This is a genomic window from Bacillus sp. GBSW19, from assembly GCF_002998655.1.
Taxonomy (GTDB): Bacteria; Bacillota; Bacilli; order Bacillales; family Bacillaceae; genus Bacillus.
Genome location: NZ_PVRF01000001.1, coordinates 1381759 through 1395482 on the forward strand (window position 1 = coordinate 1381759; position 13724 = coordinate 1395482).

Sequence of the window (13724 nt, forward strand, 5' to 3'; positions counted from 1 at the left end):
TCACTAAGTTCATTTTTGCTTTTCGTATGCTCCGATGATCTTCGCCACAAGCGGGTGTCTGACCACATCTGTCTGGTCTAACTCAATAAATGAAATGCCCTTGATCTCTGCAAGCATGTCCTTTGCAGCTGCAAGACCAGACTGCATGCCTTTCGGCAGATCAATCTGTGTAATATCTCCTGTAATGACCATTTTAGAGCCAAACCCAAGTCTCGTCAAAAACATTTTCATTTGGGCAGGCGTTGTATTCTGCGCTTCATCTAAAATAACAAATGCATCATCGAGTGTCCGCCCTCTCATGTAGGCAAGAGGCGCTATTTCAATCACGCCGCGCTCGATTAAACGTTCCGTATGATCACTGCCAAGCACATCATGCAAGGCATCATATAGTGGTCTTAAATAAGGATCTACTTTTTCCTTTAGATCACCTGGTAAAAAGCCAAGACTCTCTCCTGCTTCAACAGCTGGTCTTGTCAGGATAATCCGTTTCACATGTCCATTTTTCAGTGCATGTACCGCGTTGACGACTGCCAAATACGTCTTCCCTGTTCCAGCTGGTCCAATTCCAAAGACCAGGTCATCTTTTTTCATCGCCGCAGCATATTCCCGCTGGCCAATGGTTTTTACCCTGATTGACTTCCCTTTAGCATTTTTCGTAATTTCATCTTCATACATATTTTCAAAATAATTGAGCTTGTCTTTTTGCGCCATTTTAATGGCATAGACGACATCCCGTTCAGAAATCTCAATTCCTTTTCGGATGAGATGTAAGAGAGATGTAATCAGACGGCTCGCTGTTTCTCTTGATGCTTCCTGACCAGAAACATACACTTTTTCTCCGCGCGTAATAATGGAGACATTCAGCTCGTTTTCCATCAGTTTCAGATAAGCATCTTGATTTCCAAATAAAGCAATCGCTTCGTTTGGGCTATCTAATTTTTGTTGAATTTCAAGTAAATGTTCTGTCATTCTCTAGTCTCCCTGAACAATAGGTGTTGGTTGAACAATATCTTCTATTACTTGGTAAAGGATGATTAACTTAACTTTACCATTCCCTGTTGTCTCGTGCAAAACTTTTTCACTTTTCACCTCTCCTGTTTGACCTAGCTTCTCTTCTAATTCTTTTTTACCCATTTTAATCCCTGCTTGAACCGCTTCTTTATTTGTGTATGTCCGATTTATTTTTTCACTTTCGCGTGTCATTTCTTTTTCATAGGAAAATGGGAGCTGGAAGTTTAAGAAATGTAGTGGGTGAACTTCTGTTTCTGTTTTTGGCTGCTTAAAATCATCCTTTTTAAAGGAAATGCCCCAAAATGGCATTGAACCTCCAAATGCGGAGAGCTTGTGCTTTGTCTTCATTTTACCCGTAAAGACATCAAAAGATGTTCGAAGAGGGACAGAAACTTCAGAACGGTACCACGTTTCACCATAAATTTTCGCTCTAGCACCCACCGTTTTTTGCTGGTCTTCGCTGCCGATGAGGCCAGAGACGAGCATCTGCCCTTTCTTCACATGTTCGTCAACCGCGGCAAGCGGCTCCCCTTTTTCCACATACATTCTCGTGATGACAGCCTTCTTCTTGGCAACGATGTGCTGAGGACTCGTATATTTCTCTTCTTCCGGCTCATTTTTTTCCACAACTTTCATTTGAAATGTTGTACCGTTTAGTTCAACGCCGACCCATGTAATGCTTTGAATATTGGCGGTCAGTGATTTTTGAATTTTCTCAGGTGTTCCCATTAGAAACTGAAAACGGCCTTTTTGCACTCCAATCTCGTCTAAATGCTTTCTCATCTGATGTTCAGTTTCTGGATTGGCTCCTTTAATATCAATTTTCCACACCATGTTTGAAAGCGCCAATATCGTCGCTAGAAAACACACAATCCCAAGGGTAAACCCAATATTCTTCCTTGACCATAGGAGAAGAAACGGAAATCCCTTCTTTTGATGAAATGAACATGTCACTTCATGATGTCTTTGTACTTTTCTGAAGGCATGTACATCTGATAAGCGAATAAATAAGCGCACGCTGTCTTGACGGCGGCTCACTTGAAACATTGTGATCCCCTGTCTCGTGCACTCATTGATGAGCCGCTCAATGCCGTTTCCCTTGATCTCCACTTCCACTCTACCAATAAAATAGGCGAACCATTTATTCTTCACACTTCTCCCCTCCGTCAGTTAAGAATCAATATAACGGACCTCATCGATTTTCCCTTCTAATAAGATCTCTTCTGGCAAAATCGTTTTAATCACAAAATCTTTCCCTGAAATAATGCATTGTCCTTGTTTGAGCATCAGCCTTACCTCTTGATCACTGAAAAGCAAAAGCCCTTTATGGTTCTCTATGTAAATGTGGAGTCTGCCAACCATCGTAATACGGGGAAGATCCATCATGACGTCTGGAGGGATTTCAAGTGTTCTTGTCAGCCATGCTTTAAGTCGATTTTTTCTTTTTCCCATTCAATAAGAACCCCTTCCCGCCCCATGTGTATGAGATCAAACTGAAAGATGGTGAGACTGATGAGAAAGCCTCTATATCATCCTATTCCTCAGCGGTTCAGATCATGCTAATGAATCCCGCAAAACAGCCGTTTCATCATTTTTACTGCGAGAAATCTCCATCAGGAAAAACAAAAAAGCCCCTTTATATAAAGGGACTTTCTTCTTTATCTTTTATATGGCCGTTTCATCGTTCTGTGCGGCTTTTTCGCGCGCGGCTCTCCAAATACTTCTCCAAGAAGCATGCCTTGAACAACAGTATTTTGGTTAAGCCTGTTAATGACGTGCGGCTTCATTTCCGCAGCAGAAGCTTTCGGTCTGGTCAGCTGCCTTTCAAGAGATTTGAACTCTTTATTCAGCTCGCTTTTTCTTTCTTCCATTTCAGCTAGTGTAGCGGTATAACGATCCTGTAAGGACTGTGAACCTTGTTTCTTCATCCCGCCATGATCATGTACATCGCCGAAATCGTCCAACTGGTCTGTTTTGACTGGGTTCGGGCTGGTTTGTTCTGCTTTCTTTTGAGGCATAGGCTTATTCTGAGGAGCCGGCTTATGTTGCTGGTTGTTTTGTTCCTTCTCCTCTTGTTTGCCGATTTTCCCAAATACAGCAGAGATGATACCGATGATAATCGCAATTAGTAACGGATTTTCAAATAGAATGTCCATTGGGCTCCCTCCTTAAAGCGTGAGAGGATGCTTATTTGTTTTCATTATCAGATGGACCTTTTGTCATTTTACCAAATGAATCTCTCATATCCGTATCAGCATCGATATTCTTAATGTTCATGTAGTCCATGACTCCAATATTACCTTCGCGTAATGCTTCAGCCATTGCAAGTGGTACTTCAGCCTCTGCTTCTACGACTTTCGCGCGCATTTCTTCAACTCTTGCACGCATTTCTTGTTCTTGGGCAACAGCCATTGCGCGGCGTTCTTCCGCTTTCGCTTGTGCGATGTTTTTGTCTGCTTCTGCTTGGTCCGTTTGCAGAATCGCCCCGATGTTCTTACCGATATCCACATCTGCGATATCAATCGAGAGAATTTCAAACGCAGTACCTGAATCTAATCCTTTACCAAGAACCGTTTGAGAAATCATATCTGGATTTTCTAAAACCTTTTTATGATTATTTGATGAACCGATTGTAGAGACAATTCCTTCACCTACACGAGCAATGATTGTTTCTTCCCCTGCACCACCGACAAGTCGTTCGATGTTTGCGCGAACTGTAATACGTGCTTTGGCTTTTACTTCAATCCCGTCCATTGCCACACCAGAGATAAATGGTGTTTCAATGACTTTAGGATTTACACTCATTTGTACAGCTTCAAGTACGTCACGGCCTGCTAGGTCGATCGCTGCACAACGTGCAAAGTTCAATTCGATATTCGCACGTTGAGCCGCGATTAATGCGTTCACAACACGGTCAACGTTACCACCTGCCAGGTAGTGACTTTCTAATTGGTTAATCGTCACATCAAGACCTGCTTTATGTGCTTTGATGAGCGGATTGACCACTCGGTTTGGAATGACTCGACGAAGTCTCATTCCTACAAGTGTAAAAATGCTCACTCTTACGCCAGCCGCTAAGGCAGAAATCCACAGCATCACCGGTACAAAGGTGAAGAAGATCGATAGAACGATCAGACCTGCTGCGATAATCACAAATAATAGTAAAGTAGATGGATCCATTTTATTCCTCCTATAAAATCAGTTATCTATACTTTCCTCACGACAATGCGTGAGCCTTCCGCTTTGACGATTTTAACCTGTTCATCCTTGTCAATAAACGCACCTTCTGACACAACGTCAATGCGCTCATCTCCGAGTACAGCCGTCCCAGATGGGCGAAGCGCTGTTAATGTAACAGCGATCTGTCCAACAAGATCCTCTCTTGTTTCATTTGAGACATAACCGCTTTCTTTATTGGTTGAATCGGTTAAAATGAACTTTTTAAAAAATTTCATACGTTTCCCCAACACCTTTGTCAATAAAATAACTGCTATGATTGAAACAGCAGTGGCAATCAAGATGGAAATCGCCATTTCTGTAAAGCTTCCAGCTGCTAAAAATAAGCTGGCAACAACACAGATCAGTCCAATGACACCTACGATTCCCCCCGGCAAAAACAATTCCAGAATAATGAGCAATATCCCTGCTAAGAACAGGAACAACGTCTCATATCCTGCAAAACCAGCCACGAGATGTCCATAAAAGAATAAAAGAAGCGCTGTCACTCCCATGGTGCCTGGAACCCCAAAGCCAGGAGAATAGAGCTCAACAATTAACCCTAAGCTTGCGATGGATAAAAGGATTGGAATGACGATTGGGTGCGTGAGAAAGCGCGCAACCTTTTCAGCAAAGCTCACTTCATCGTATTGAACAGAAGCGTCTGCTAATTTCAGCTTCTGAAGCAAGTCATCTAAATTCTTCACTTCACCTTCTGCGTAACCAAATTGAAGCGCTCGATCCGTATTAAAGGTGAGCAGTTCTCCTTTTGGTGCACCAGCATCCTTCGCATCTATGTCTGGATCAGCCATCGCAAGCGCATATTTCGGATCACGCCCCTGCTTTTCGGCAGCATCACTCATTTCAGCAAGCCATAGCGATTCAGATTTTTGATCGGCAGCATTGCCTTCCCCATCAATGATCGCAGCAGCTCCCATCTTTCCATTTGGGGTCATATAAATCTCGTCGGCATTTAGTGCAAGGAATGCCCCGGCTGAAAGCGCTCTATGATTCACAAATGCTGTCACAGGGATATCAGACGCACGAATGGTATCTGCAATCTCAAGCGCCGCATCGACTGCACCACCTGGTGTATTGATGTCTAGAATGATATGTTTCGCTCGTTCGGACTTTGCCTGCTCAAATGATCGTTCAATAAATTTAGAAAGTCCTTTTTCTACTGTATCTTCAATTGGGATAACATGAACTTTCTGATCTACTGATTTCGCGGTCAATTGAACCCCTAATAACAAGCATATTATAAAACAACTGAAGAGAGCAATAGAAATTTTTATTTTTTTCATCTATTTGGTGATCCCTCCTCTCTATCTTCCATTTTACCGTTCCTTTACATACGTTACAAATGTATCATAGGTTTCATTTTTATATGACAGAATGATGAAGGTATAAAAAAAGTACCCTTCTAACAATAGAAGGATACTTTTTTATTGAGACAGTTGCTCGCTGACAAGTCTGTTAATGACAGCACCATCAGCTTTACCTTTTACTTTTGGCATAATAGCGCTCATGACTTTACCCATATCAGCCTTCGATGAAGCACCTGTTTCAGCGATCGTTTCTTTCACGATCGTTTGCAGTTCTTCTTCAGAAAACTGTTCAGGTAAATAAACGTCTAAGATGTCAATCTCTTTTTGAACTTTATCTACTAAATCTAAGCGATTAGCTTTCGAAAATTCATGGAGGGAGTCTTTACGTTGCTTAATCTCGCGGGAAAGGACGGTTAGTTCCTCATCGCCGGTCAAACTGTCTTTCTTAAGCTTAATTGCTTCATTTTGGAGCGAAGCCTTTACCATACGAATGACAACAAGCTTGTCTTTCTCACGGTTTTTCATAAAAAGCTTCATATCAGTATTTAATTGCTCAAGAAGACTCATAAAATCCACCCTCTTTAGAATTTACGTTTTCTAGCAGCTTCAGACTTTTTCTTGCGCTTTACGCTAGGCTTTTCATAAAATTCACGCTTTCTTGCTTCTTGCAATGTTCCAGTTTTGGATACACTGCGTTTAAAGCGACGAAGAGCATCTTCAAGCGATTCGTTTTTTCTAACGACCGTTTTTGACATTCTCTTTCCCTCCCTCCGAATACACCAATCGACTGCATTAAAAAAAGATATACATGCAAAACATGTACCTAGACATTATAATATAAGCCTAGTGTGAGGTCAACTAAGTGATTTGGAAATATATTTTCGTCATGAGCAGGTAGACAAGTCCATATATTCATTGGTAAGAGGAGGACTTTTCTATGATGGCGATCATTTATTTTTGTGCACTTATTTTCATTTTTTTATGGTCAATGGGTTTGCTGAGAAAAGGATTAATGGCGCTTGCGTCGTCTCGTATTGAGAAATCACTTCTTCTCTTTACAGATCACCCAATAAAAGCATTCTTGGTCAGCATCGTATTTACAGGGATTCTTCAAAGCAGTTCAGCGTTTATGGTCATCGTGATCGGCTTTGTCAGTACAGGCATTCTCTCTTTTAAAAAATCCATTCCAATGATTCTTGGCACCAATATTGGCTCCACGTTTACAACAGAATTTATCGCCATTAAAATGGATGTTTTCATGTGGGTCTTAATCCTAGCTGGTCTGATATGCATCATGTTAGGCAGGAAATCTTTTAGGCATGCAGGAAAAAGTATATTTGGGCTCGGGATGATCTTTTTTTGTATTCAAGGCTTTTCTAAAATTGCAGGTATGATGACAAGTCAGCCTGAGACATTGCGCTTTCTTGAAATGATGCAGCATTCTGACTGGACGGCGCTGCTTTCGGGTACCATTTTCACAGCGATTGTTCATTCGAGCTCCGTCTGTATCGGCATTTTAATGGGGTTTATGAATGAAGGAACTGTTGGGCTTCAGGAAGGCATAAGCTTTGTGTTAGGGTCAAATATCGGGACATGTATTACAGCCGTAATGGCTGCCATATCTGGCGGCTATGCAGCACGTCAAACGGCTTATGCACACGTTTTGTTTAATGTGCTCGGCGTGCTTTTATGTCTCCCATTTCTCGCCATGATGACGGAATTCGTCGCCCTTCTTGCAAACGCTCCAGCCCAGCAAATTGCGCACTTCAGCCTGCTGTTTAATGTGGCAAGCTCTTTGCTTTTCTTCCCGTTCATTCATCCATTTCACACATTGATCTTATGTCTTTTACCAAATCAGTCAAAATAAAAAAACCAGCTTGCCCTTTTGGCAGCCGGTTTTTTTATCTATTATGAGGTCATTCTCACTTTGTCTGTTTGCACATCATCACTGATACGAACGAATTGTCCTTCGTTATAAGGATAACCCGCTTTCATGATTTTCACTTTGACCAAACGGCCGATCATGTCCTCTGTTCCTTCAAAAACAACCTTCATATAGTTATCTGTATATCCCACATAAAGATTGTGCTTTCCTTCTTGTTCTTTGAAGGATTCTTCCGGAATAATCTCTAGGACATCTCCTTCATAAGCTGATGCATATTCTTTCGCAAGCTGGTCAGAAAGAGCAATCAAGCGGTGGACGCGTTCGTTTTTCACATTTTCATCCACTTGATCTTCCATTCTTGCAGCTGGCGTACCTGTACGTTTGCTGTAAGGGAATACGTGTAGTTCAGAGAATTGATGGTCTTTGACAAAATTGTACGTTTCCAAAAACTCTTCCTCTGTTTCCCCAGGGAATCCAACAATCACATCAGAGGTGACAGCAAGGCCTGGCAATGCTTTTTTCAGCTTTGTTAAACGCTCTGCAAAGAATTCCATCGTATATTTACGGCGCATTCTTTTCAGGACTGTATTCGAGCCAGATTGAAGCGGGATGTGCAAGTGTCTGACAATCTTATCTGACTGATCAAGCACTTCAATCACTTCATCTGTAATTTGGCTTGCTTCGATAGATGAAATACGGATTCGTTTTAAACCGATGACACGTTCATCTAATTCTTTCAGAAGCTTTGCAAAGTTATAATCCTTTAAGTCTTCTCCGTATCCGCCTGTGTGAATACCTGTTAATACAATTTCTTTATAGCCGGCATCCACAAGCTGCTGCGCTTGGTTGATGACCTCTTCTGGATTACGAGAACGAAGAAGTCCGCGAGCCCAAGGAATAATGCAGAATGTACAGAAATTGTTACAGCCTTCTTGGATTTTTAATGAAGCGCGTGTTCTGTCTGTAAATGCAGGAACATCGAGTTCTTCAAACACACGTGCTTTCATGATATTGCCAACCCCATTAATCGGCTGTCTTTCTCTGCGATATTCTTCAATGTAACCGAGTAATTTATGTCTGTCTTGTGTTCCAACGACAATATCAACACCAGGAATCGCCATAATTTCTGCTGGAGATGTTTGCGCATAACAGCCTGTTACACAAATGACACCATCCGGGTTATGACGAATGGCTCTTCTAATAACTTGGCGGCTTTTCTTATCGCCTGTATTCGTGACCGTACATGTATTAATGACATATACGTCTGCTTTTGATTCATACTCTTTTCTTTCATAGCCTGCTTCTTTAAACAGCTGCCAGATCGCTTCTGTTTCATAGTGATTGACCTTACAGCCAAGTGTATGGAACGCTACTGTTCCCATCATGATTCACCTCTTAATAACTCTGTTTGATAAGATATAGCAGAAAGCGCGTAAAGAGGAGCTGTTTCCGTTCTTAAAATGCGTGGTCCGAGCCCGCAAATGACTGCACCAAGCGTTTCAAGCTCGTCAATCTCCTTTTCTGCCAAACCGCCTTCAGGGCCAAAAACCACGAGCAAGGTTTGTCCGCCTTTCATCTGTTGGAGCACAGTTTGAAAGCGGCTTTGCTCTCCTTCTTTCGATGATTCTTCGTATGCAACGACACATTTATCGAATTCACCAGCTAATTGAGTCAGCTCTTTAAACGTTGATACTGGATCAACACGAGGAATGATATTCCGGTAGGACTGCTCAGCTGCTTCTTTCGCGATTTTCTCCCAGCGTTCTCGTTTTTTATGTGACTTCTTTTGGTCAAGCTTTGTAATGGAACGAGCCGCTTGAAACGGGATAAATGCACTTGCGCCAAGCTCTGTGCCTTTTTGGATAATCAGCTCAAGCTTATCTCCTTTTGGGAGACCGCTCGCAATTGTTACTTTTACCGGAAGCTCTCTGTCCTGATTTGTCCAGCCTTCAACGTGACAAATGACTTCTTCCTTTGTTATTGTATCAATTTTACTGAGCGCTTCAAAGCCGTCTGTCGTTAAGCAAAGGATTTCCTGCCCTGCTTTCATGCGCATGACGTTGGAAAGGTGATGTACATCTTCACCTTTTATGACGATAGATCCCTTTGCGATCACTTCTTCTTTCGTGAGGTCGATAAAATATCGTTGCATACGTGTCCTGACACCTACTCGCTTTATTTTTTCGCTATAATGCTGACCCAATCTTCCATTGACAGCACTTCAACAATGTCAAAACCTGCTTCTTCTAGTGCTGTTTTGACTTGTAATTTCTTTTGTCCAATGATGCCTGATGTAATGAAATAGCCATCTTTCTTCAATAAGTCATAGGCTTGATCTGTAAAGCGCAAAATCACTTCTGCGAGAATGTTGGCGACGATCACATCACGTTCACCTGAAATCCCATCAAGTAAGTTGTTTTGCTTGACCGTCACTTGTTCGCTTACACCATTTAGTTCGATGTTTTGCTTCGCACTTTCAACCGCAACGGTGTCGAGATCAAAGGCTTGAATGTCCTTTGCACCAACCATCGCTGCTGCCACACTTAAAATCCCGGAGCCTGTTCCAACATCAATCACCGTATCGTTTTCCTTCACATAGCGCTCAAGCGCCTGAATACAAAGAACGGTTGTTGGATGTGTCCCTGTTCCAAATGCCATTCCTGGGTCCATTTCAATAATCAGTTCATCAGAATGAACCGGAGTATATTCTTCCCATGTTGGAACGATGGTGAATTTTTCAGAGATTTTCACAGGATGATAGTATTTCTTCCATGCGGTGGCCCATTCCTCTTCATTTACTTCACAAATAGACAGCGTGTTTCGTCCAAGGTCAATATCGTATAGAAGAAGATTGTTGATGGCTTCTTTGATCTCATCTACCGTTTCCATCAAAAAGCTGTTCATTGGAAGATAGGCTTTGACGATGACCCCTTCATCAGGATAGTCATTCGGATCGAGCTGGTAGATCTCACCGTATACATTTTCACGTTCCTTGACTAAATCAAGCGGGTCCTCAATCACGACACCACTTGCACCTGCTTCATGCAAAATATTGGTGATCGGTTCCACCGCTTCATTTGTTGTATGGACGCTAATTTCTGACCACTTCAATACTACCAACTCCTTATCCGTCTTACTCGCCTTTAAATGCGCGTTTCACCTTATCGAAGAAGCTCATTTCTTGTTCGTCCGGTTTATTTCCGCTCACTTCAGCAAATTTTCTAATGATATCTTTTTGATTATCCGTTAAATTTGTCGGTGTGACGACTCGTACAACGATATGCTGATCGCCTTGGCCATAGCCGCGTACATTTTTCACACCTTTTCCTTTGAGTCTAAACTTCGTGCCAGTTTGCGTGCCAGCAGGGACTTTCAATTTTACTTTACCGTGTAATGTCGGCACTTCAATTTCGTCACCTAATGCAGCCTGTGCAAAGGTTAGCGGCATTTCGCAGTAAATGTCATCTCCGTCACGTTCGAAGAATTCATGCGAACGCACATGGAACACAACAAATAGATCGCCTGGAGGCCCTCCATTTACACCTGGTTCCCCTTGACCAGACACTCTGAGCTGCTGACCATCGTCAACACCTGCTGGAATCGTCACATTGATTTTCTTACGCTTACGCACTTTACCAGAGCCGCCACATGTAGAACATTTGTGATCGATTTGTTTTCCTGTTCCGCTACAGTAGTTACATACTCTGCGGTTGACCACTTTACCAAACGGAGTTGACTGCTCAACATTTAATTGACCAGAGCCGCCGCAATGTGAACAAGTCTTTGCTTCTGTCCCAGGCTTTGCCCCTGATCCATGACATGTTTCACATGATTCCTCGCGAGGGATTTCAATCGTTGCTTCTTTCCCAAATGCTGCTTCTTCAAATGAAAGCGTCATTGTATATTGCAAGTCTGCTCCTTGACGCGGTGCATTTGGATCTCTTCTTCTGGCTCCGCCGCCAAAAATACTAGAGAAAATGTCATCAAAGCCGCCGAAGCCGCCAAAGTCTCCTCCTCCGCCAAAACCGCCGCCGCCAAAGCCTTGGTTTGGATCGGTATGACCGAACTGGTCATATTGCGAACGTTTTTGATCGTCAGAAAGGGTTTCATAGGCTTCTTTTACTTCTTTGAATTTCTCATCTGAGCCAGCTTCTTTATTAATATCAGGGTGATACTTTTTTGAAAGCTTGCGGTATGCCTTTTTGATCTCGTCTTTTGAGGCGCTCTTACTCACGCCAAGCACTTCATAGTAATCACGCTTACTCATCTCTTCACACTCCCGATTTCTCACATAAATACGATTGTATCATTTTGATTTGACCTTTTTCAATTGCTTTCATCATTGGAAAGAAAAAAAGTCAAAGCCAAGAGATCCTGACTTTGACTTTCTGACGAGTACGTTTCAGCAGTCTTTTTCAAAAGTAAAGGTGATTATTTTTTCTCTTGATCGTCGTTTACTTCTTCGTATTCTGCATCCACTACATTGTCATCTGCTTTTTGAGCACCTTCAGCGCCGCCTTCTTGCTGAGCTTGTGCTTGTTTTGCAGCTTCTTCATAGAGCTTTGTCGTTAGTTCTTGAACGATTGTTTGCAGCTCATCTTTTTTCGCTTTGATGTCTTCAAGCTCGCCTTTTTCGATCGCAGCTTTTAGTGCATCTTTCGCGTCGTTTGCTTTTTTCACTTGCTCTTCATCGATTTTGCCTTCTAGATCTTTTAATGTTTTTTCAGTTGTAAACACTAATTGATCTGCTTCATTGCGCACTTCGATTTCTTCTTTTTTCTTCGCATCTGCTTCAGCATTTTCTTCTGCTTCTTTTACCATTTTTTCGATCTCATCATCAGAAAGACCTGAAGAAGATTTGATTGTGATGTTTTGCTCTTTGCCTGTACCCATATCTTTCGCACGTACGTTGACAATACCGTTTTTATCGATATCAAAAGATACTTCGATTTGTGGTACGCCGCGTGGTGCTGGCGGGATGTCAGTCAATTGGAAACGGCCTAATGTTTTGTTATCTGCTGCCATTGGGCGCTCACCTTGCAGGACATGAATGTCTACCGCTGTTTGGTTGTCAGCAGCCGTTGAGAATACTTGAGATTTACTTGTTGGAATGGTTGTATTACGTTCAATCAGCTTCGTGAATACGCCGCCCATTGTTTCAATTCCTAAAGAAAGTGGTGTTACGTCAAGAAGAACAACGTCTTTGACATCTCCTGTGATGACTCCACCTTGGATCGCCGCACCAAGAGCAACCACTTCATCAGGGTTTACACCTTTATGAGGCTCTTTGCCTGTTTCTTTTTTGATTGCTTCTTGTACTGCAGGAATACGAGTTGATCCACCAACAAGGATGACTTTATCAATCTCGCTAGCAGATAAACCAGCATCTTTCAAAGATTGACGTACAGGTGTCATTGTGCGCTCTACAAGATCTGCAGAAAGCTCTTCGAATTTAGCACGCGTCAGCGTTAATTCAAGGTGAAGAGGACCTGCTTCTCCAGCTGTGATAAATGGCAATGAGATTTGTGTAGAAGATACACCTGAAAGATCTTTTTTCGCTTTTTCAGCAGCATCTTTTAAACGCTGAAGCGCCATTTTATCTTTAGAAAGGTCAATACCATTTTCTTTTTTGAATTCAGCTACTAGGTGATCAATGATGACTTGGTCAAAATCGTCTCCACCAAGACGGTTGTCACCAGCAGTTGAGCGTACTTCAAAGACCCCGTCTCCAAGCTCAAGGATTGATACGTCAAATGTACCGCCGCCAAGGTCGTATACAAGAATCGTTTGATCTTCTTCTGTTTTATCTAAACCATACGCAAGTGCAGCTGCTGTTGGTTCGTTGATGATACGTTCTACTTCAAGACCAGCAATTTTACCAGCATCTTTTGTCGCTTGGCGTTCTGCATCGTTGAAGTAAGCAGGAACTGTGATTACAGCTTTTGTTACTTCTTCGCCAAGATAGCCTTCAGCATAAGATTTAAGGTGTTGAAGAATGATTGCAGAGATTTCCTGCGGTGTATAGTTCTTGCCTTCAACTTCTACTTTATAATCTGTACCCATATGTCTTTTAACAGACATGATTGTGTTCGGGTTTGTAATTGATTGACGTTTCGCTACTTCACCAACTTGGCGCTCTCCGTTTTTAAAAGCGACAACTGATGGTGTTGTGCGTGCTCCTTCAGCGTTTGCAATAACTTTTGGCTCTCCGCCTTCAAGTACTGCAACACATGAGTTTGTTGTTCCTAAGTCAATCCCAATGATTTTACTCATAATCGATGACC

At 42.3% G+C, this 13724-nt stretch carries 14 protein-coding genes; 1 reads left to right on the forward strand and 13 read right to left on the reverse strand.

Annotation, left to right across the window (positions count from 1 at the left end; translation table 11 throughout):
* Positions 1 to 9: 9 nt before the first annotated feature.
* The 8 genes from C6344_RS07405 to rpsU form a co-directional block, all read right to left on the reverse strand.
* The gene (locus tag C6344_RS07405) at positions 10 to 969 is read right to left on the reverse strand and encodes a PhoH family protein (protein ID WP_060596660.1); all 960 of its coding nucleotides are present in this window, start codon (positions 967 to 969) and stop codon (positions 10 to 12) included.
* A 3-nt stretch (positions 970 to 972) separates the two neighbouring features.
* Positions 973 to 2163, reverse strand: coding sequence for a sporulation protein YqfD (gene yqfD, locus C6344_RS07410; protein WP_106030980.1), 1191 nt, complete (start codon positions 2161 to 2163; stop codon positions 973 to 975).
* 18 nt (positions 2164 to 2181) lie between these two features.
* On the reverse strand, positions 2182 to 2463 hold the full coding sequence (gene yqfC / locus C6344_RS07415) for a sporulation protein YqfC (RefSeq protein WP_012010618.1): 282 nt from the start codon (positions 2461 to 2463) through the stop codon (positions 2182 to 2184).
* A gap of 206 nt (positions 2464 to 2669) precedes the next feature.
* Positions 2670 to 3167, reverse strand: coding sequence for a hypothetical protein (locus C6344_RS07420; RefSeq protein ID WP_060596658.1), 498 nt, complete (start codon positions 3165 to 3167; stop codon positions 2670 to 2672).
* A gap of 31 nt (positions 3168 to 3198) precedes the next feature.
* Positions 3199 to 4191 (reverse strand): flotillin-like protein FloA, encoded by a 993-nt coding sequence (gene floA, locus C6344_RS07425; protein ID WP_034661354.1) that lies wholly within the window; start codon positions 4189 to 4191, stop codon positions 3199 to 3201.
* A 26-nt stretch (positions 4192 to 4217) separates the two neighbouring features.
* Positions 4218 to 5531, reverse strand: a complete 1314-nt coding sequence (locus tag C6344_RS07430; RefSeq protein WP_060596657.1) for an NfeD family protein — start codon at positions 5529 to 5531, stop codon at positions 4218 to 4220.
* A gap of 141 nt (positions 5532 to 5672) precedes the next feature.
* On the reverse strand, positions 5673 to 6122 hold the full coding sequence (locus tag C6344_RS07435) for a GatB/YqeY domain-containing protein (protein ID WP_060596656.1): 450 nt from the start codon (positions 6120 to 6122) through the stop codon (positions 5673 to 5675).
* A 14-nt stretch (positions 6123 to 6136) separates the two neighbouring features.
* On the reverse strand, positions 6137 to 6310 hold the full coding sequence (rpsU, locus tag C6344_RS07440) for a 30S ribosomal protein S21 (protein ID WP_003152957.1): 174 nt from the start codon (positions 6308 to 6310) through the stop codon (positions 6137 to 6139).
* Positions 6311 to 6492: 182 nt separating this feature from the next.
* Here rpsU and C6344_RS07445 point away from each other — a divergent pair, with 182 nt between their 5' ends.
* On the forward strand, positions 6493 to 7422 hold the full coding sequence (locus C6344_RS07445) for a Na/Pi symporter (protein WP_060596655.1): 930 nt from the start codon (positions 6493 to 6495) through the stop codon (positions 7420 to 7422).
* Positions 7423 to 7463: 41 nt separating this feature from the next.
* Here C6344_RS07445 and mtaB read toward each other — a convergent pair whose 3' ends face one another.
* From mtaB to dnaK, 5 genes are all read right to left on the reverse strand, one after another.
* Positions 7464 to 8822 carry a tRNA (N(6)-L-threonylcarbamoyladenosine(37)-C(2))-methylthiotransferase MtaB gene (gene mtaB, locus C6344_RS07450; RefSeq protein ID WP_034661359.1) on the reverse strand — a complete coding sequence of 453 codons (1359 nt, stop codon included), beginning with the start codon at positions 8820 to 8822 and terminating at the stop codon, positions 7464 to 7466.
* Positions 8822 to 9592, reverse strand: coding sequence for a 16S rRNA (uracil(1498)-N(3))-methyltransferase (locus C6344_RS07455; RefSeq protein ID WP_060596653.1), 771 nt, complete (start codon positions 9590 to 9592; stop codon positions 8822 to 8824). Before C6344_RS07455 ends, mtaB begins: the two co-directional genes overlap by 1 nt.
* Positions 9593 to 9615: 23 nt before the next feature.
* Positions 9616 to 10551, reverse strand: coding sequence for a 50S ribosomal protein L11 methyltransferase (gene prmA, locus C6344_RS07460; protein ID WP_060596652.1), 936 nt, complete (start codon positions 10549 to 10551; stop codon positions 9616 to 9618).
* Positions 10552 to 10573: 22 nt separating this feature from the next.
* Positions 10574 to 11707 carry a molecular chaperone DnaJ gene (gene dnaJ / locus C6344_RS07465; RefSeq protein WP_003217525.1) on the reverse strand — a complete coding sequence of 378 codons (1134 nt, stop codon included), beginning with the start codon at positions 11705 to 11707 and terminating at the stop codon, positions 10574 to 10576.
* 164 nt (positions 11708 to 11871) lie between these two features.
* Positions 11872 to 13713: a molecular chaperone DnaK gene (dnaK, locus tag C6344_RS07470; protein ID WP_034661361.1), complete on the reverse strand. Its 1842-nt coding sequence runs from the start codon at positions 13711 to 13713 to the stop codon at positions 11872 to 11874.
* Positions 13714 to 13724 lie beyond the last annotated feature (11 nt).

Coding starts and splice junctions, on each gene's coding strand:
- C6344_RS07405 (WP_060596660.1), bottom strand. CDS start 969: ATGACAGAACATTTACTTGAAATTCAACAAAAATTAGATAGCCCAAAC.
- yqfC (WP_012010618.1), bottom strand. CDS start 2,463: ATGGGAAAAAGAAAAAATCGACTTAAAGCATGGCTGACAAGAACACTT.
- C6344_RS07420 (WP_060596658.1), bottom strand. CDS start 3,167: ATGGACATTCTATTTGAAAATCCGTTACTAATTGCGATTATCATCGGT.
- floA (WP_034661354.1), bottom strand. CDS start 4,191: ATGGATCCATCTACTTTACTATTATTTGTGATTATCGCAGCAGGTCTG.
- C6344_RS07430 (WP_060596657.1), bottom strand. CDS start 5,531: ATGAAAAAAATAAAAATTTCTATTGCTCTCTTCAGTTGTTTTATAATA.
- C6344_RS07435 (WP_060596656.1), bottom strand. CDS start 6,122: ATGAGTCTTCTTGAGCAATTAAATACTGATATGAAGCTTTTTATGAAA.
- rpsU (WP_003152957.1), bottom strand. CDS start 6,310: ATGTCAAAAACGGTCGTTAGAAAAAACGAATCGCTTGAAGATGCTCTT.
- C6344_RS07445 (WP_060596655.1), top strand. CDS start 6,493: ATGATGGCGATCATTTATTTTTGTGCACTTATTTTCATTTTTTTATGG.
- mtaB (WP_034661359.1), bottom strand. CDS start 8,822: ATGGGAACAGTAGCGTTCCATACACTTGGCTGTAAGGTCAATCACTAT.
- C6344_RS07455 (WP_060596653.1), bottom strand. CDS start 9,592: ATGCAACGATATTTTATCGACCTCACGAAAGAAGAAGTGATCGCAAAG.
- dnaJ (WP_003217525.1), bottom strand. CDS start 11,707: ATGAGTAAGCGTGATTACTATGAAGTGCTTGGCGTGAGTAAGAGCGCC.
- dnaK (WP_034661361.1), bottom strand. CDS start 13,713: ATGAGTAAAATCATTGGGATTGACTTAGGAACAACAAACTCATGTGTT.